Genomic DNA, 16,572 nt, shown 5'->3' on the forward strand with positions numbered 1-16,572 from the left:
CACGGGAGCCCGGCCGTTCCGCGTGTCGGGCCGGGAGTGTGGGGTAGTCCACCTCTGCCGGTGGCACGAGGACCCTGGTGCGTGCGGCCGGGAGCGCGGGATGCTCCGGCCGACGGACAGCAGGCAGGCCCGGAACAGCCCGGGCGACGTGGGAGACGACGAGTGGACGGCACGACCGAGACCAGGCCGGACGGCGGCGACTGGAGCTGGCCGCCCTCGGCCGGGATCCCGTACACCAGCGGTCGCCCGTACGTCACCGAGCGCTGGGCGCCGGCGTCGACGGTCCACCGGCCCTGGGTCCGCGTGGGCCGCTGGACCCTGCTCTACCGCCGCGGCGTGTAGGAGGACCCCCTCCTCCCCACCCCTCGCGAGCTGGGGGCGGTGCCCGGGAGGGGGCCTGGGCGCCCGCGCCGTTAGAGTGGGCTCGACCCGTCGCCGTGTCCGCCCCGGATGCGGCGGCTCCGCACCGCCCGGCGGTGGACCCCGAGGAGTGTCGTGGCGACCCTGCAGGTCGAGTTGGTGGCCGTCGAGCGGCTGATCTGGTCCGGCGAGGCCAGCATGGTCATCGCCCGCACCACAGAGGGCGAACTCGGCGTCCTGCCCGGGCACGCGCCGCTGCTCGGTGAGCTCGCGCCCGGTGGTGTGGTCACCATCCGCACCACCGAGGGCGAGGACCTCGTCGTCGCCGCCCACGGCGGCTTCCTCTCGGTCACCCAGCGGGGCGTGTCCATCCTCGCCGAGACCGCGGAGATCTCCTCGGAGATCGACGTGGAGCGCGCCCGCGAGGCGCTGCGCCGCGCCGAGGACAGCGGCGACGACGCCGAGGCCCTGGCCGCCGCCCGTCGCGCCCAGTCGCGGCTGCGCGCCGCCGGTCAGGACGCCTGAGCCAGCACCGCTGACCCCTCGATGCGCCGGCCCGCAGGATGACCACCGCACTGCTCGTCCTGGCCGGCGTGCTGGTCGTCGCCCTGGTCGTGGCCTTCCTCCTGCGCCGGCGCTTCCTGCTCTCCGGGCTCGGCGCGGTCACCATGTGGCTGCGCCCGACCGGTTCGACCCGCTGGTCGGTGGGGGTGGCCTGGTACGGCGGAGACGCCCTCCTCTGGTACCGGGCGGTGTCGCTCTCGGTCCGGCCGCAGCAGCGGCTGTGCCGGGCGGAGTTCCGGGTGGGGGAGCGGCGCCGCGCCCGTCCGGACGACGTCGCGCTGCCGCCCGACGTCGTCGTCCTCTCGTGCGCCACCGCCGCGGGACCCCGCGAGCTGGCGATGGACCCCTCGACGGTGACCGGCTTCCTCTCCTGGGTGGAGTCCGCGCCGCCGGTTCGCTGACCGGCCCCTCCACGGCACCGCTGCGAGCTGGCGAGGAGTGGGGAGGAGGGGGTCCTTCGTCAGTCGCCGGCCGGCTCCGCGGCCGCGCGCTGGGCGTGCGCCCCGCTGTGCGCACCGGGCTCCCACAGCACGTCGCCGCCGGGGTTGGCCACCCGGGCGAGGATGAAGAGCAGGTCCGACAGGCGGTTGAGGTAGCGCGCCGTCTCGGGGTTGGTGCGCTCCCCGTCTGCCTCCGCCAGCGCCCAGACGCTGCGCTCGGCCCGCCGGGTGACCACCCGCGCCTGGTGCAGCAGCGCGGCCAGGGCCGTGCCGCCGGGCAGGATGAAGCTGTCGAGCTTCGGCAGCGTCTCGTTGTGGCTGTCGCAGGCCGCCTCCAGCCGCTCGGTGTAGGCGGCGGTGATCCGCAGCGGCGGGAACTGGGGGTCGGGCGTGATGGGGGTGCAGAGGTCGGCGCCGACGTCGAACAGGTCGTTCTGCACGCTGCGCAGCAGCTCGGCGACCTCCGGGGACGGGGACCCCAGCGCCAGGGCGACGCCGAGCACGCTGTTGGCCTCGTCGACGTCGGCGTAGGCGACCAGCCGCGGATCGGTCTTCGCGACCCGGCTCATGTCGCCCAGGTGCGTCTGACCGGCGTCGCCGGTCTTCGTGTAGATGCGGGTCAGCCGGACGGTCATGCCCGCGAGCCTAGAAGAAGGACCCGCTGCCCCCCACCGCTCGCGGGGGACCCTGCAGCGGGCCCCCGTAGGGTGACCGGGTGGAGTGCTTCGAGGTCACCGGTGGCACCGCGCTGACCGGACGTGTGCGGGTCACCGGCGCCAAGAACAGCGCGCTCAAGCTCATGGCCGCCGCCCTGCTCGCCTCGGGGCGCACGACCATCGACGAGGTCCCCGACATCCTCGACGTGGCGATCATGAGCGAGGTGCTCCGCCGGCTCGGCTGCGACGTCAGCTACGAGCGCCACCCGCACGGGCGCGGCGGCGGGCGGGTGGTCGTCGACGTCCCGGAGGAGCCGGCCACCGAGACCGACTACGACCTCGTCCGGAAGATGCGCGCCTCGATCAGCGTCCTCGGCCCCCTGGTGGCCCGCTGCGGCTCCGCGCGCGTCGCGCTGCCGGGCGGGGACGCCATCGGCTCCCGCGGTCTGGACATGCACATCTCCGGCCTCGAGCGGCTCGGCGCCCGGATCGAGAGCGAGCACGGCTTCCTGGTGGCCACCGCGCCGCGGCTCACGGGCACCTCGATCTGGCTGGACTTCCCGTCGGTGGGCGCCACCGAGAACCTGGTCATGGCCGCGGTGCTCGCCGAGGGCGCCACGGTCATCGACAACGCCGCCCGCGAGCCGGAGATCGCCGACCTCTGCGCGATGCTCGCCGCGATGGGGGCGCAGATCGAGGGTGCGGGCACCTCGACGATCACCGTCGAGGGCGTCTCGTCGCTCAAGCCCGTCACCTACACCACCGTCCCCGACCGGATCGTCGCCGGCACCTGGGCGATCGGCGCGGTGATGACCCGCGGCGACGTCGTCATCGAGCGGGCCGTCGCCGACCACCTCACCGTGGCGCTGGACAAGCTGGTCGACGCCGGCGCGCACGTCGAGCCGCTGCCCGACGGCCTCCGGGTGGCCATGGACGGCCGGCCGCGCTGCGTGGACGTCGTCACGCTGCCCTACCCGGGCTACCCGACCGACCTGCAGCCGATGGCGGTCGCGCTGGCGGCGGTCTCCACCGGAACCGCGCTGATCACCGAGAACGTGTTCGAGGGCCGGTTCATGTTCGTCAACGAGCTGGTCCGGCTCGGCGCCTCCGTGCGCATCGACGGGCACCACGCCGTCGTCCGGGGCCGGGAGCGGCTCTCCAGCGCGCCGGTGCTGGCCACCGACATCCGCGCGGGCGCCGGGCTGGTGCTCGCCGGCCTGGTCTCCGACGGCGTCACCGAGGTGCAGGACGTGCACCACGTCGACCGGGGCTACCCCGACTTCGTCGAGCAGTTGCGCGGCCTCGGCGCGCAGATCGAGCGGGTGCAGAAGCCCTACTAGCCGGCGGGGAAGGACGCGGCGAGCTGCCGCGCCCGCTCGGCGTCCTCGGGGAAGACCAGCACCTCGGCGCGGTGCGCTGAGGGGAAGCGGACCGTGGACCGGATGCCGGCGTCGGAGAGGACCGCGCGCAGGGCCAGCGCCGACTCCCGCCGGGACAGCGTGGCCACGCGGGTGAGCAGCCCGTCGTCGGACGGCGGACGGCGGGGCTCGTCGGGCCCGAACGCCCAGCGCAGGAACAGCGCCAGCAGGGCCAGGACGGCGAACGCGATCACCGGCCCGACCAGATAGTGCAGGCTGCTGCCGACTCCCAGGGGCATGGGCGGGCCTCCTCCCGGCCCCTGCGAGTGTGCCACCGCAGCCCGCCGGAGGGGCCGTTCCTACTCGCCGGTAACCGCGCCTAGACTCCGCTGGCATGCCGTTCCCGACGTCCCCGGACGAGCGTGACCGCCCCTGGGTCATGCGCACCTACGCGGGCCACTCGTCTCCTGCCGAGTCCAACGCGCTGTACCGGCGCAACCTGGCGAAGGGCCAGACGGGCCTGTCGGTGGCCTTCGACCTGCCCACGCAGACAGGCTACGACCCGGACGACGAGCTCGCGGTTGGTGAGGTCGGCAAGGTCGGGGTGCCGGTCACACACCTCGGGGACATGCGCGCGCTCTTCGACGGCATCCCGCTGCGCGAGATGAACACGTCGATGACGATCAACGCCACCGCGATGTGGCTGCTCGCGCTCTACCAGGTCGTGGCCGTGGAGCAGGCGGAGCGCGCGGGCACCGATCCGGACGAGGTCCTGGCCACGCTCGCCGGCACGACCCAGAACGACATCATCAAGGAGTACCTCTCGCGCGGGACCCACGTCTTCCCGCCCGGGCCGTCGATGCGGCTGACCACGGACGTGGTCGCGTACACGGTGACGGCGATGCCGACGTGGAACCCGGTCAACATCTGCAGCTACCACCTGCAGGAGGCCGGGGCGACGCCGGTGCAGGAGATCGCCTACGCGATGAGCACCTCGATCGCCGTCCTGGACTCGGTGCGCGACTCCGGGCAGGTGCCGGAGGAGCGCTTCGGCGAGGTCGTCGCGCGGATCTCCTTCTTCGTCAACGCGGGCGTCCGCTTCGTCGAGGAGATGTGCAAGATGCGGGCCTTCACCCAGCTCTGGGACGAGCTGACCCGCGAGCGGTACGGCGTCCAGGACGCCCGGCAGCGGCGGTTCCGCTACGGCGTGCAGGTCAACTCGCTGGGGCTGACGGAGGCGCAGCCGGAGAACAACGTCCAGCGGATCGTGCTGGAGATGCTCGGCGTCACCCTGTCCCGCGATGCCCGTGCCCGCGCCGTCCAGCTGCCCGCGTGGAACGAGGCGCTCGGCCTGCCGCGGCCGTGGGACCAGCAGTGGTCGCTGCGGCTGCAGCAGGTGCTGGCCCACGAGACCGACCTGCTCGAGTACGAGGACCTGTTCACCGGCTCGGTCGTCGTCGAGGCGAAGGTGGCGGCGCTGGTCGAGGGCGCCCGCGCGGAGATGGCGCGGGTGGCGGAGATGGGCGGGGCGGTGGCCGCGGTCGAGTCCGGCTACATGAAAGGCCGGCTCGTGGCCTCGCTGGCCGAGCGGCGCCGCCGGATGGAGAGCGGCGCGGACGTCGTCGTCGGGGTCAACCGGTTCGAGGCCACCGAGCCCAACCCGCTGCTGGCCGACCTCGACGCCGCGATCCAGACCGTCGACCCGGCGGTCGAGGCCGCGGCCTGCGCCTCGGTGCGCGAGTGGCGGGCCGGGCGCGACGACGAACGGGTGACGCGGGCCCTGGACCGGCTCCGCGCCGCCGCCGGCACCGACGAGAACCTCATGGCCGCCACCCTCGAGTGCGCCCGCGCCGGCGTGACGACGGGGGAGTGGGCCGGGGTGCTGCGCGGGGTGTTCGGCGAGTACCGGGCGCCCACCGGCGTCGCGGCGGCCGCCGGCGGAGCGGACGACGGGACGCTGGCGCAGGTGCGCGAGCGGGTCCGGGCCACCGGCGAGGAGCTCGGCGGGCGGCTGCGCCTCCTGGTCGGCAAGCCCGGCCTGGACGGGCACTCCAACGGGGCCGAGCAGATCGCCGTCCGGGCGCGGGATGCCGGCTTCGAGGTCGTCTACCAGGGGATCCGGCTGACCCCGGCGCAGATCGTGTCGGCCGCCGTCCAGGAGGACGTGCACGTCGTCGGGCTCTCGGTGCTGTCCGGCTCGCACCTGCAGGTGGTGCCGGCGGTGCTCCGCGGGCTGCGGGAGGCCGGGCTGGACGACGTCCCGGTGGTGGTCGGCGGCATCGTGCCCGACGCCGACGCCCGCCGGCTGCGCGAACAGGGCGTGGCCCGCGTCTTCACCCCGAAGGACTTCGGGCTCACCGACATCATGGGCCAGATCGTCGACGTCGTCCGCGCGGCCCACGGCCTCGACGCGCGGGTGCCGGCCTGAGCTAGAGCGCGACGACGACGCCCTCGGTGGCGCTGCGGCGGGCGGCGTCGAGCACGGTGGCGGTGGCGACGGCGTCCCGCGGGTCGACCGGCACCGGCCCCTGACCGCGGACGGCGGCGGCGAAGGCCGGGTAGAAGGTGTCCCAGCGGCCGCGCTCGGTCGGCACCGTGTCGCCGTCGTCCCCGCGGCGGAGCCGTCCCCAGCGTTGCTCCGGCTCGGCTCCCCAGCGCTCGCCGAGGCTCGCCGGCGTCTCCCCGGCCAGCAGCAGCTCCTCCTGGACGTCCATCGGGCCGTCGACGACGTAGCTGCCGGCCGTGCCCGTGACCCGGAAGCGCAGGCCCGGAGCGCCTTCGATCCAGCTGCCGGTCAGGTGGGAGCGGGCTCCGTTCGCGTGGGTGAGTGCGACCAGGAAGTCGTCGTCCAGTCCGCTGTCGCGCAGCTGCCACTCCGCGTAGACGCTCGCCACCGGGCCGAGCAGGACCAGCGCCTGGTCGACGAGGTGGCTGCCGAAGTCGCGCAGCGTGCCACCGCCTGCGGCCGGGGGGCCGGGCTCGGGGCTGAACCGCTCGAACCGCGACTCGAAGCGGCTGACGGTGCCCAGCCGGCCGTCGGCGACCAGGGCGCGGACGGTCCGGAAGTCGGAGTCCCAGCGCCGGTTCTGGTAGGGCGCCAGCGGCAGCCCCAGCTCCGCGGCCAGCTCCACCGACCCGCGTGCGGCGGCCGCGTCCATCGCGAACGGCTTGTCGCACACGACGGCCAGGCCCAGGCGCAGCGCCCGCTCGGTCAGCTCGGTGTGGGTGTCGGCGGGGGTGGAGATCGCCACCGCCTCGCCTCCGGCGGCCGCCAGCTGATCCAGCGAGTCGAACGTCGGCAGGCCGGGGTGCTCGGCGGCGATCTGCGCCCGCCGCTCCGGTGAGGTGGTCACCACCCCGAGCAGGTCGCACTCCGGGGCGGCGGCCAGCAGGGGTGCGTGGAAGTACCGGCCGCCGAAGCCGTAGCCCACCAGTCCGAAGCGCACGGGATCCATGCCCGGATCATGCCGAACACCGCGGCATCGGCATGCCCCGGGGAACTCCCGTACCGCTGCGTGCACAGATCGTGACCGACAGCCGCTACGGTGCCGCGCGTGCAGAGCCCCCGCCTCGCCGTCGCCGATCCCGACCGGCTCGCCGCGATCGCCAGCTACCGGCTCGCCGGCCACGCCGGCGACGCCGACCTCGATGCCGTCGTCGGCTACATGGCCCGGGCGCTGGACGCGCCCATCGCGGTGATCAACCTCGTCGGCCCGGACCTGCAGTGCTTCCCCGCGGAGATCGGCGTGGGCGCGCCGTTCTCCGCCGTCCCCGACGAGCTGTCGTTCTGCGCCTACGTCGTGGCGATGCGCCGGCCGCTGGAGGTGCCGGACGCGCTCGCGCACCCGGTGTTCGCCGCGAACCCGGCGGTGGCGGCCGGCGTCATCCGCTCCTACCTCGGGGTCCCGCTGATCGACGAGGACGGCTTCGTCCTCGGCTCGCTGGGCGTGTTCGACGACGACGTCCGCTCCTTCTCCGGGGAGGACCTCGCCACCCTGGAGATCCAGGTCCGCCTCGTGCGCAGCGTGCTGTCCCTGCGCCGCCAGGTCGCGGCGCACCGCTGGGACGCCCGCCTGCTGGCCGCGCAGGGCCGGGTGCTCGAGGCGGTCGCCACCGGCGCTCCGCTGGAGGACGTCCTGGACCTGCTCTCCGCCGCGGTCCGCGAGCTGGCACCCGACGCCGACGCGGCGCAGCACCTGCTCCTCGACGAGACCGTCGACCGGCTGACCGCCGTGGCCACCGAGGCCGACGGCTGGCGTGCCGCCATGACCCGGGTCGCCCGGCAGGACCCGCTGACCGGCCTGTCCAACCGCGCCCACCTGCTCGACGCCGGCCGGGCGGCGCTCACCGGCGGCGGCGCGGTCCTGTTCATCGACGTCGACCGCTTCAAGGAGGTCAACGACCGCGGCGGGCACGCGGTCGGGGACCAGTTGCTCGTCCGGCTCGCCGATCGGCTCCGAGCCCAGGTGGAGGGGGTACCCGACGCGGTGGTCGGGCGGCTGGGCGGCGACGAGTTCGCCGTCGTCCTGCCGGGCCTGGACCTCGCGACGGCGGAGACGATCGGGGAGCGGCTGGTGGCCGCGCTGGTGGACGAGGTCGCGGTCGGACGGCGCAGCGTGCGGGTCTCGGCGAGCATCGGGCTGGCCATGGCCGCGCCGGGCACGCCGTTCGAGGAGGTCCTGCAGGAGGCCGACCTGGCGATGTACGGCGCCAAGGAGCAGGGCCGCGGGCGGTTGCACGGGAGGACCGCGGGCGTCGAGGTCGGCTAGCGTCGGACCATGACTGCAGAGGGTGCGCCCCGGGTCGTCCGCGACGGCGACGTCGTCACCATCACGATGTGCCGGCCGGCCCGGCGCAACGCCCTCTCCCGCGACCACCTGGAGCAACTGCTCGCCGCGTTCACCGAGGTCGGCCGCACCGACGCCGCCGGCATCGTGCTGGCCGCGGAGGGGCCGGTGTTCAGCGCCGGCCACGACCTCGGGGACGTCGCCGGGGCGCCGCTGCCGGAGGTCCGCAGCCTGCTCGCGCTGTGCACCGAGCTGATGCAGACCGTCCAGGACGTGCCCCAGGTGGTGCTCGCCCGCGTGCACGCCCTCGCCACCGCGGCCGGCTGCCAGCTGGTGGCCTCCTGCGACCTCGCGGTCGCCGCGGAGTCGGCGGCGTTCGCCGCCCCGGGTGGCAAGGGCGGCTGGTTCTGCCACACGCCGATGGTCGCGGTCGCCCGCAACGTCGGCCGCAAGCGGGCGATGGAGCTGGCTCTCACCGGGGACGTCATCGACGCCGCCACCGCGCTGGACTGGGGGCTGGTGAACCGGGTCGTCCCCGACGACGAGCTCGACGCCGCGGTCGCCGAGCTCATGGGGCGCGCCACCCGCGGTTCGCGGACCAGCAAGGGGATCGGCAAGCAGACGCTCTACGCCCAGCTCGACCGGCCCGAGCGGGACGCCTACGGGATCGCGGTCGAGGTGATGGCCGCGACGAGCCAGCTGCCGTCCGCGCAGGAGTGGACGACGGCGTTCATCGAGAAGCGGCGCCCGGTCTGGACCGACTGAGGTGACCGGGCCGCACGCCGACCGCCCGGTGATGCCGGGCTACGGCGTGCTCCCCGCGGACGAGGGCAGCGGGCTGCTGCCGTGGGCGGAGGCCGAGCGACGGCTGGGCCTCTCGCACGACTACTGGGTGGCCACCGTCCGCCCGGACGGCAGCCCGCACGTCATGCCGGTCTGGGGCGTGTGGCTCGACGGCCGGCTGTGGTTCTCCAGCGGACGGCGATCCCGCAAGGCCCGCAACCTCGCCGCCGACCCCCGCTGCACGGTGACCACGGACGACGCCCGCGACCCGGTGGTGCTCGACGGCGTCGCGGAGCGGGTGACCTCCGCTCCGGGGATCGCGGACTTCGTGGCGGCGGTGAACGCGAAGTACGGCGGCGGGGTCTCGGTGGAGTTCCTCGACCCCGAGGTGAACGGCACGTACGCCGTCCGGCCGGTCCGGGTGATCGCCCAGAGCGAGGCCGACTTCGCGGGCGCGCCCACCCGCTGGACCTTCCCCCCGGGGTGAACCGCCCCACACCGGGATGGGACCCCGCCGCCGCGGCCTTGACCCTGGCGTGGTCGACCTGTGGAACCTCACCCGGCGGCGCGCCCTGGACTTCGGGCGCGTGACGGCCGACGCCTGAGCGCGTCCGCGCCCCGTCGTCGTCCATCCCCGCCCGTTTCCGGAAGGCACCCCTCGTGCTCGCTCGTCTCCGCCGCGTCCCGTTCGCGGCACAGGTCCTCCTCGCCCTCGTCCTCGGCGTCGCCCTGGGCCTGGTCGCCCGTGACCTCGGCCCCGTCGCCGACGGCACCCCCAACTGGCTGACCAGCACCCTGGCGACCATCGGGTCCACCTTCGTCACGCTGCTGAAGGTCCTCGTCCCGCCGCTGATCGTCACCGCGGTGATCGTCAGCATCGCCAACCTCAAGCAGGTCTCCAACGCCGCGCGGCTGGCCGGCCAGACCCTGCTGTGGTTCGCGATCACGGCCCTGATCGCCGTGGCCATCGGCATCGGCCTCGGCCTGCTGACCGAGCCCGGCCGCAACAGCTCCGTCGACGCCGCCGCGCAGGCCGCGCCCGAGAAGGCCGGCGGCTGGTTCGACTTCCTCACCGGCCTGGTGCCCGGCAACGTCTTCGGCCTGCAGGGCTCGGCCGACGGCTCCCTGTCGTTCAACGTGCTCCAGCTGATCGTCATCGCCGTCGCGATCGGGATCTCCGCGCTCAAGGTCGACGAGCCGGCCGAGCCGTTCCTCGGGTTCGTCCGCGCGGCCCTGGCGATCGTGCAGAAGGTGCTGTGGTGGGTCATCCTGCTGGCCCCCATCGGCACGCTCGGCCTGATCGGCAACGCCGTCGCCACCTACGGCTGGGAGTCCCTCGGCTCGCTCGGCGTCTTCGCCGGCGCCGTCTACGCCGGTCTCGCGCTCGTGCTCTTCGTGGTCTACCCGGTGCTCCTGCGCCTGCACGGCCTCTCACCGCTGCGGTACTTCGCCGGGGCGTGGCCGGCCATCCAGCTGGCCTTCGTGTCCCGCTCCTCGATCGGCACCCTGCCGGTGACCGAGCGGGTGACCGAGCAGAACCTGGGCGTCCCGCGGTCCTACGCCTCGTTCGCCGTCCCGCTGGGCGCGACGACGAAGATGGACGGCTGCGCGGCGATCTACCCCGCCCTGGCCGCGATCTTCGTCGCCCAGTTCTTCGGGGTGGACCTGTCGATCACCGACTACCTGCTGATCGCGCTGGTCTCGGTCATCGGCTCGGCGGCCACCGCCGGCGTCACCGGCGCGGTGGTCATGCTCACCCTCACGCTGTCGACCCTCGGCCTCCCGCTGGCCGGCGTCGGCCTGCTCCTGGCCATCGACCCGATCCTCGACATGGGCCGCACGGCGGTGAACGTGGCCGGTCAGGCGCTCGTGCCGACGATCGTCGCCAAGCGCGAGGGCATCCTCGACGTCGAGCGCTACCGGGCGACGTCCACGATCGACCCGCTCGCCCGCGTCGACGAGCGCGGCGGGGTGGACGCCGACCTGCGCGAGCCCGCCACCGTCTGATCCGTCGGTTTCCGCGGAAACCGACGACGGCCCGGTCCTCCTGACGGAGGGCCGGGCCGCTGTCGTCCTACTCCCCGGAGAGGTCGGCGCAGCCGGTCTCGTGCGGCAGGAGCGGCCGGAGCGTCAGCGCCCAGCGGCTGCCGTCGGCCGCGGCCCAGGGCGTGAGCGAGTTGGCCCCGGCCGCCGCGTCCAGGACCGCCGTGGCCTCCTCGCCGCGGGCGACCACGCAGGACACGCCCAGCCGCTCGTCCAGCGCCTCCCCGGGCAGGGCCGGTCCAGGCCAGGCGACCTCGGGCTGGACCAACTCGGGCTCCGGGTCGGCGGTGTATGCGGTCACCACGGCGCCGACCGCCTCGGGCCGGTAGGTCTCCGGCCCCGATGCGCCGAGCGGCCCGTCCGGCGCGGTCAGCACGTCGAGCAGGCCCATCAGCTCGCCGCGGGTGGCCTGCTGCTCGGGGGTGAGCCCGCTGTCGTCAGGCAGCTCGAACAGCGCCTGCACCTCGCGCACCGAGGTGCCCTCCTCGGTGACGAGGGTGAACCGGGTGGCGGGGGCGTCGGCGACCGGCGGGCTGCCGAGGTCGCCGCTCCCGGTCACCCCGGCGGCGATGGCCCGGTCGACGACGGTGCGCAGGCCGTCGTCGTCGAGCTGCCACACCTGCTCGTTGGGCAGGGCGGGCGAGGGGTAGATCGCGATCTGCGGGCCCTGCGCGATCACCCGGCCGTCGGAGTAGACGGCCACCAGCGGCAGCCGGGCGGCGGTGGTCTCCGGCGTCACGAACCCGCCGACGTGCTCCACCAGCAGCACCAGCCGGCCCGGGCCCGCGGGGGACGGTGCCGGCGCCCCGGCGTCGCCACCGCGCTGGGCGCAGGCGGCCAGCAGCAGGAGGGCCAGCGCGAGAGCGACGGGACGCAGGGCTCGGATCACCCCGCCAGGATGCCGCGCGGCAGGCCGCCCTCCGGGTTCCCCGGGCGAGCCGTTGCCGGTTCGGTACCGTCGGACCCCGTGCGCCTGGTCATCGCCCGCTGCTCGGTCGACTACATCGGCCGGCTCACCGCCCACCTCCCCATGGCGCCCCGGTTGCTGCTGGTGAAGTCCGACGGGTCGGTGTCGGTGCACGCCGACGACCGGGCCTACAAGCCGCTCAACTGGATGAGCCCGCCGTGCACGCTCAAGGACGAGCTGAGCGACGGCAGCGGAACCTGGACGGTGACCAACAAGGCCGGCGAGCAGCTGGTCATCACCATCGAGTCGGTGGAGCACGACTCCTCGCACGAGCTCGGGGTCGACCCCGGCCTGCAGAAGGACGGGGTGGAGGCCGAGCTGCAGCGGCTGCTGGCGCTGCACGTGGAGACCTTCGGCGCGGGCTGGTCGCTGGTCCGCCGGGAGTACCCGACCGCGATCGGCCCGGTCGACCTGCTCTGCCGCGACGCCGACGGCACCACGGTGGCGGTCGAGGTGAAGCGGCGCGGGGAGATCGACGGCGTCGAGCAGCTGACCCGCTACCTGGAGCTGCTCAACCGCGACCCGCTGCTGGCACCGGTCCGCGGGGTGTTCGCCGCGCAGGAGATCAAGCCGCAGGCGCGGGTGCTCGCCGGCGACCGCGGCATCGACTGCCTCACCGTCGACTACGCCGTCCTCAAGGGCACCGACGACCCCTCCGAGCGGCTCTTCTGACGCCGGGCGGAGTCGCCCGAGCGCGGGAAGCGTCACCCGGCGACTCCGCTACCGTGGCGCCGTGGCCAGAGAACTGAGCGAGGTCGGGGTCGTCGGGCTGGGCACGATGGGCGCCGGCATCGCCGAGGTGCTCGCCCGGGCGGGCCTGTCGGTGACCGCCGTGGACATCGACGACACGGCCGTGGCCCGCGGCCGCGAGCACCTCGAGCACTCCACCGGGCGGGCCGTGACGCGCGGCAAGCTGGCGCCCGAGGAGCGCGACGCGATCGTCGGGCGGATCCGGTTCAGCACCTCGCTGGAGGACCTCGCGCACGCGGAGCTGGTCGTCGAGGCCGTGCCCGAGCGCCTGGAGCTCAAGTGCGAGGTCTTCGGCGAGCTGGACAAGATCTGCCCGCCGGACACCATCCTGGCCACCAACACCTCGAGCCTGTCGGTCACCGAGATCTCGGTCGCCACCGGCCGGCCGAGCAAGGTCATCGGGATGCACTTCTTCAACCCGGCGCCGGTCATGAAGCTGGTCGAGATCGTGCGCACCGTCGTCACCGAGCCCTCGGTGGTCGAGGACGTCGAGGCGCTGGCCGACCGGCTGGGCAAGGTCGACGTCACCATCGGCGACAAGGCCGGGTTCATCGCCAACGCGCTGCTGTTCGGCTACCTCAACCACGCGGTCTCCATGTACGAGAACCGCTATGCCAGCCGCGAGGACCTCGACGCCGCCATGAAGCTCGGCTGCGGGCTGCCGATGGGCCCGCTGGCGCTGATGGACCTCATCGGCATCGACACCGCCTACGAGATCCTCGACACGATGTACAAGCAGTCGCGCAACCGGCTGCACGCGCCCAGCCCGGTCATCAAGCAGATGATGACCGCCGGGCTGCTGGGCCGGAAGTCCGGCCGCGGCTTCTACAGCTACGCCGACCGGGACTCCGCCGAGGTGGTCCCGGACGCGCACACGCCGGTCGAGGGCGGGGCCGCGGCGGGTGCCCGGCCGGTGGCCACGGTCGGCGTGGTCGGCTCCGGCACGATGGCCACCGGCATCGTCGAGGTGGTCGCCAAGGGCGGCTACGACGTCCGGTTCGTCGCCCGCTCGCCGGAGAAGGTCGAGTCGGTGCGCCGGGAGCTCGCGCGGTCGCTGGAGAAGCAGGTGCAGCGCGGCCGGCTCGACGAGGCCACGCGGGACGCCGTCCTGGCCCGGGTCAGCGGGACGACGTCGCTGGACGAGCTGGCCGACCGCGACCTGGTCATCGAGGCCGTCGTCGAGTCGTTGCCGGTGAAGGAGGCGCTGTTCGCCAACCTCGGCGAGATCGCCAAGCAGGGCGCGGTGCTGGCCACGACCACCTCCAGCCTGCCGGTCATCGAGTGCGCGCAGGCCAGCGGCCGGCCGGCCGACGTCGTCGGCATGCACTTCTTCAACCCCGCGCAGGTCATGAAGCTGGTGGAGGTCGTCTCCACGATCGCCACCGCGCCGGACGTCGCGGCCACCGCGCACGCCGTCTCGCAGCACCTGGGCAAGCACGCGGTCTCCTGCACCGACCGGGCCGGGTTCATCGTCAACGCCCTGCTGTTCCCGTACCTCAACGACGCGGTGAAGATGCTCGAGGCGCACTACGCGACCGCCGACGACATCGACGCGGCGATGAAGGTCGGCTGCGGCTACCCGATGGGGCCCTTCGAGCTGCTCGACGTCGTCGGCCTCGACGTCGCGCTGGCCATCGAGCGGGAGCTCTACACCGAGTTCCGCGAGCCCGGGTTCGCGCCGGCGCCGCTGCTCGAGCACCTGGTCACCGCCGGGTACCTGGGCCGCAAGACCGGCCGCGGGTTCCGGGACCACGCGCACCGCTGACGGCGTGCCCCGACGCGGCAGCCGGCGCGGCGCACGCCCCGCGGGGCGGGAGCCGGCGCGCCGTCCCGACCCGGTGGAGGAGGCGACCGACGGCGACTGGGTGGTCCGCCCGCTCGCCGGCTCGGCGACCGGCAAGACCTACCGCTGCCCGGGCTGCGACCAGGAGATCCGCCCGGGCACCCCGCACGTGGTGACCTGGCCGGTCTACGCCCGCGACTCCGACCTCGACCCCTGGGACACCGATTCGGCGGCCGACTGGCGGCGGCACTGGCACACCGCCTGCTGGCGGGCCCGGGACCGGCGACGGTGACGCCGCCGTCGCATCGGTTTCCGCGGAAATCGTCGGGTCAGGCGGTCCGGACGGCGGTCACCACGAGGTTGTCGAGGTAGCTGCGCCGCGACCGGTCGAACGCGCCGCCGCAGGTGACCAGGCGCAACTCCGCACGCGGCGTGGGCCCGTAGACCGCCGCGGTGGGGAACTCGGCCTTGGGGGAGCGCTCGACCGCGGTGACCGTGAAGCGCACCGTCGTCCCGTCGGCGCGGTCGACGACCACCTCGTCCCCGGCGGCGAGGTCGCGCAGCCGCCAGAACACCGCCGGCCCGCTGGTGGAGTCGACGTGACCGGCGAGCACGGCCGGCCCGACGTCGCCCGGGGTGGCGCTCCCGGTGTACCAGCCGGCCCGGGCGGGATCCGCAGGAGGGACGAGCGCGCCCGCGGCGTCCAGGCCGAGCCGCTCCAGCGAGCCGTCCAGCCCGATCGCCGGGATCCGCACCCCCACCGGCCAGGCCGAGGCACGGTCGCCGGCGGCCGTGCCCGCCACGACGGCGCGGGCCGTCGATGCCGCCGGCTCCGGCGGCTCGGGGGAGTGCAGCGCGACCGCGCCGGCGGCCAGCGCGGTGGCGGCCAGCAGCCGCCGGACGGGCACGCGGCCGCTCACCGGCGTCGCCGGGGGACCACGAGGGCACCGAGGACGACCAGCGCAGCGAGGACCATGAGCCCCGGCAGCGGGGACCGGCCCGCGGCGCCGCCCGCGCCCGCCGCGACGCCGCCGGAGGGCACCACCGCGGCGCCGGCCGCGTCGAGCACCGGCCGCACCGTCAGCCCGCCGCCGACCCGGTCGAGGACCAGCACGCTGTAGACGGACCCGGCGGCGAACTCGACGGGCACCTCCAGGGACACCTCGTCGCCCGTGATCTGCAGCGTGCCGGCCCCGGCCGGCACGGGAGCGGGGGCACCGGCGCTGCCGAAGCGGAGCCCCGCGGCCAGCGGGCCACCGCCGGCGACCGCCACGTCGAGTTCCGGCGCGGACGCGGCGGCCGCGACCACCCGGACCCGGGCACTGCCCGGCGGGGGCGGGGAGAGGTCGTCGTCGACGACGGCGAGATCCAGGCCGGCGAAGGGCCCGGTCACCGCGACCGTGCGGGCGCCGCCGGCGGTCAGGTCCACGCTTGCGGAGAGCACCGGGGGACCGCCGGGATCGGCCTCGGCGCGGCGCACGGTGACCGTGTACCCGCCGGGCGGCAGCTCCCGGTGCCCGGAGACGGTGCCGTAGTGCACGCCGGGCAGCGTGATCACGGGCGCGCCGCCGTCGGCCGGGGTGACGGTGAGGTCGACGGCGGGGCTGTCGGGGGAGAGGTGGGCCAGCCGCAGCAGGCCGCCGCTGGCCGCCTGCGCCGGGCTGCCGGCGAGGGCGCACACCACGGCGAGGAGGACGGCGGCGACCAGCCGTGGCGTGGCCGGGACCCGGCCGGCCGGGCGGGTCCCGCGGGGGCTCGGTGCGGAGGTCAGCGGCGGCCGGTCACCGGCTGGGTGCCGGTGTCCGCGTCGGGCTGGCCGACCGCGGGCTGGACGAGGGTCGGCGCGTCCGCGGCGGGCCGCTCGCCGGCCGACGGGTCCTCCGAGGAGATCGGGCGGATCACCTGGGTCTGCTGCGGTGGCGCAGCCGGGGGCTCGGCGTCCTCCGGCTCGGCGCCGTGCCGGCCCGGCGCCGGCTGGACGGCGGGCTGGGTGGGCCCGCGCGGGCGGCAGCATCGGCACCTTCTACGGCGTGCACAGCTTCCTGGCGTTGCAGTCGGTCGCGCTGCTGGGGTCGGGGGAG

General features: G+C 74.9%; 19 protein-coding genes. 12 read left to right on the forward strand and 7 right to left on the reverse strand.

The genetic code is table 11. From position 1 onward, the window contains the following. The first annotated feature begins 162 nt into the window (after window positions 1–162). The 3 genes from MY526_RS09220 (at window position 163) to MY526_RS09230 (ending at window position 1,325) form a co-directional block, all read left to right on the forward strand. A complete protein-coding gene (locus tag MY526_RS09220; RefSeq protein WP_436694431.1) occupies window positions 163–342 on the forward strand; it encodes a hypothetical protein in 180 nt (59 codons plus the stop codon). Window positions 343–495: 153 nt separating this feature from the next. Continuing rightward, the gene (locus MY526_RS09225; protein WP_436694432.1) at window positions 496–885 is read left to right on the forward strand and encodes a F0F1 ATP synthase subunit epsilon; all 390 of its coding nucleotides are present in this window, start codon (window positions 496–498) and stop codon (window positions 883–885) included. A gap of 38 nt (window positions 886–923) precedes the next feature. After that, entirely contained in the window at window positions 924–1,325 is a 402-nt protein-coding gene (locus MY526_RS09230; protein WP_436694433.1) for a DUF2550 domain-containing protein, read from the forward strand. Window positions 1,326–1,384: 59 nt separating this feature from the next. Here the strand turns inward: MY526_RS09230 and MY526_RS09235 are convergent, their stop codons facing one another. Further along, window positions 1,385–1,999 carry a cob(I)yrinic acid a,c-diamide adenosyltransferase gene (locus MY526_RS09235; protein WP_436694434.1) on the reverse strand — a complete coding sequence of 205 codons (615 nt, stop codon included), beginning with the start codon at window positions 1,997–1,999 and terminating at the stop codon, window positions 1,385–1,387. An 80-nt stretch (window positions 2,000–2,079) separates the two neighbouring features. Between MY526_RS09235 and murA the strand changes: the two genes are divergently transcribed. Further along, on the forward strand, window positions 2,080–3,360 hold the full coding sequence (murA, locus tag MY526_RS09240; RefSeq protein WP_436703751.1) for a UDP-N-acetylglucosamine 1-carboxyvinyltransferase: 1,281 nt from the start codon (window positions 2,080–2,082) through the stop codon (window positions 3,358–3,360). Here the strand turns inward: murA and MY526_RS09245 are convergent. Next, the gene (locus MY526_RS09245; RefSeq protein ID WP_436694436.1) at window positions 3,357–3,677 is read right to left on the reverse strand and encodes a hypothetical protein; all 321 of its coding nucleotides are present in this window, start codon (window positions 3,675–3,677) and stop codon (window positions 3,357–3,359) included. The genes murA and MY526_RS09245 overlap by 4 nt on opposite strands. A 95-nt stretch (window positions 3,678–3,772) precedes the next feature. Between MY526_RS09245 and MY526_RS09250 the strand changes: the two genes are divergently transcribed. After that, window positions 3,773–5,806, forward strand: a complete 2,034-nt coding sequence (locus MY526_RS09250; protein ID WP_436694437.1) for a methylmalonyl-CoA mutase family protein — start codon at window positions 3,773–3,775, stop codon at window positions 5,804–5,806. A gap of 1 nt (window position 5,807) precedes the next feature. Here the strand turns inward: MY526_RS09250 and MY526_RS09255 are convergent, their stop codons facing one another. Next, window positions 5,808–6,833 carry a Gfo/Idh/MocA family protein gene (locus MY526_RS09255; protein ID WP_436694438.1) on the reverse strand — a complete coding sequence of 342 codons (1,026 nt, stop codon included), beginning with the start codon at window positions 6,831–6,833 and terminating at the stop codon, window positions 5,808–5,810. 99 nt (window positions 6,834–6,932) lie between these two features. On the opposite strand from MY526_RS09255, the gene MY526_RS09260 reads away from it, so the two are divergent. The 4 genes from MY526_RS09260 to MY526_RS09275 all read left to right on the forward strand — a co-directional run bounded on the left by MY526_RS09260 (window position 6,933) and on the right by MY526_RS09275 (window position 10,955). After that, window positions 6,933–8,147: a diguanylate cyclase domain-containing protein gene (locus MY526_RS09260; protein WP_436703752.1), complete on the forward strand. Its 1,215-nt coding sequence runs from the start codon at window positions 6,933–6,935 to the stop codon at window positions 8,145–8,147. A 9-nt stretch (window positions 8,148–8,156) separates the two neighbouring features. Continuing rightward, a complete protein-coding gene (locus MY526_RS09265; protein WP_436703753.1) occupies window positions 8,157–8,930 on the forward strand; it encodes an enoyl-CoA hydratase-related protein in 774 nt (257 codons plus the stop codon). Window position 8,931: 1 nt separating this feature from the next. Continuing rightward, window positions 8,932–9,435 (forward strand): pyridoxamine 5'-phosphate oxidase family protein, encoded by a 504-nt coding sequence (locus tag MY526_RS09270; RefSeq protein ID WP_436694441.1) that lies wholly within the window; start codon window positions 8,932–8,934, stop codon window positions 9,433–9,435. Window positions 9,436–9,608: 173 nt separating this feature from the next. Further along, the gene (locus tag MY526_RS09275; protein ID WP_436703754.1) at window positions 9,609–10,955 is read left to right on the forward strand and encodes a dicarboxylate/amino acid:cation symporter; all 1,347 of its coding nucleotides are present in this window, start codon (window positions 9,609–9,611) and stop codon (window positions 10,953–10,955) included. 67 nt (window positions 10,956–11,022) lie between these two features. Here MY526_RS09275 and MY526_RS09280 read toward each other — a convergent pair whose 3' ends face one another. Next, complete coding sequence (locus tag MY526_RS09280; protein WP_436694443.1) at window positions 11,023–11,880, reverse strand: hypothetical protein; 858 nt, start codon at window positions 11,878–11,880, stop codon at window positions 11,023–11,025. Between the two features lie 78 nt (window positions 11,881–11,958). On the opposite strand from MY526_RS09280, the gene nucS reads away from it, so the two are divergent. The 3 genes from nucS to MY526_RS09295 all read left to right on the forward strand — a co-directional run bounded on the left by nucS (window position 11,959) and on the right by MY526_RS09295 (window position 14,783). Then, complete coding sequence (gene nucS / locus MY526_RS09285; protein ID WP_436694444.1) at window positions 11,959–12,630, forward strand: endonuclease NucS; 672 nt, start codon at window positions 11,959–11,961, stop codon at window positions 12,628–12,630. A 61-nt stretch (window positions 12,631–12,691) separates the two neighbouring features. Further along, a complete protein-coding gene (locus tag MY526_RS09290) occupies window positions 12,692–14,473 on the forward strand; it encodes a 3-hydroxyacyl-CoA dehydrogenase family protein (RefSeq protein WP_436703755.1) in 1,782 nt (593 codons plus the stop codon). Window positions 14,474–14,477: 4 nt separating this feature from the next. Continuing rightward, complete coding sequence (locus MY526_RS09295; RefSeq protein WP_436703756.1) at window positions 14,478–14,783, forward strand: hypothetical protein; 306 nt, start codon at window positions 14,478–14,480, stop codon at window positions 14,781–14,783. Window positions 14,784–14,820: 37 nt separating this feature from the next. On the opposite strand, the gene MY526_RS09300 is transcribed toward MY526_RS09295, so the two are convergent. The 3 genes from MY526_RS09300 to MY526_RS09310 all read right to left on the reverse strand — a co-directional run bounded on the left by MY526_RS09300 (window position 14,821) and on the right by MY526_RS09310 (window position 16,393). Further along, window positions 14,821–15,399 carry a class F sortase gene (locus MY526_RS09300; RefSeq protein WP_436703757.1) on the reverse strand — a complete coding sequence of 193 codons (579 nt, stop codon included), beginning with the start codon at window positions 15,397–15,399 and terminating at the stop codon, window positions 14,821–14,823. An 8-nt stretch (window positions 15,400–15,407) separates the two neighbouring features. Further along, on the reverse strand, window positions 15,408–16,175 hold the full coding sequence (locus tag MY526_RS09305) for a DUF4397 domain-containing protein (protein WP_436703758.1): 768 nt from the start codon (window positions 16,173–16,175) through the stop codon (window positions 15,408–15,410). Between the two features lie 83 nt (window positions 16,176–16,258). Next, window positions 16,259–16,393, reverse strand: coding sequence for a hypothetical protein (locus MY526_RS09310; RefSeq protein WP_436703759.1), 135 nt, complete (start codon window positions 16,391–16,393; stop codon window positions 16,259–16,261). Window positions 16,394–16,572: the final 179 nt, after the last annotated feature.

The sequence above is a fragment of the Geodermatophilus sp. CPCC 205761 genome, assembly GCF_051383655.1.
GTDB lineage: Bacteria > Actinomycetota > Actinomycetes > Mycobacteriales > Geodermatophilaceae > Geodermatophilus.

Bases quoted from the DNA above. Each gene is read 5' to 3' on its own strand.
- MY526_RS09255 (WP_436694438.1), bottom strand. From the start codon at position 6,833: ATGGATCCCGTGCGCTTCGGACTGGTGGGCTACGGCTTCGGCGGCCGG.
- MY526_RS09245 (WP_436694436.1), bottom strand. From the start codon at position 3,677: ATGCCCCTGGGAGTCGGCAGCAGCCTGCACTATCTGGTCGGGCCGGTG.
- MY526_RS09265 (WP_436703753.1), top strand. From the start codon at position 8,157: ATGACTGCAGAGGGTGCGCCCCGGGTCGTCCGCGACGGCGACGTCGTC.
- MY526_RS09250 (WP_436694437.1), top strand. From the start codon at position 3,773: ATGCCGTTCCCGACGTCCCCGGACGAGCGTGACCGCCCCTGGGTCATG.
- MY526_RS09230 (WP_436694433.1), top strand. From the start codon at position 924: ATGACCACCGCACTGCTCGTCCTGGCCGGCGTGCTGGTCGTCGCCCTG.
- MY526_RS09235 (WP_436694434.1), bottom strand. From the start codon at position 1,999: ATGACCGTCCGGCTGACCCGCATCTACACGAAGACCGGCGACGCCGGT.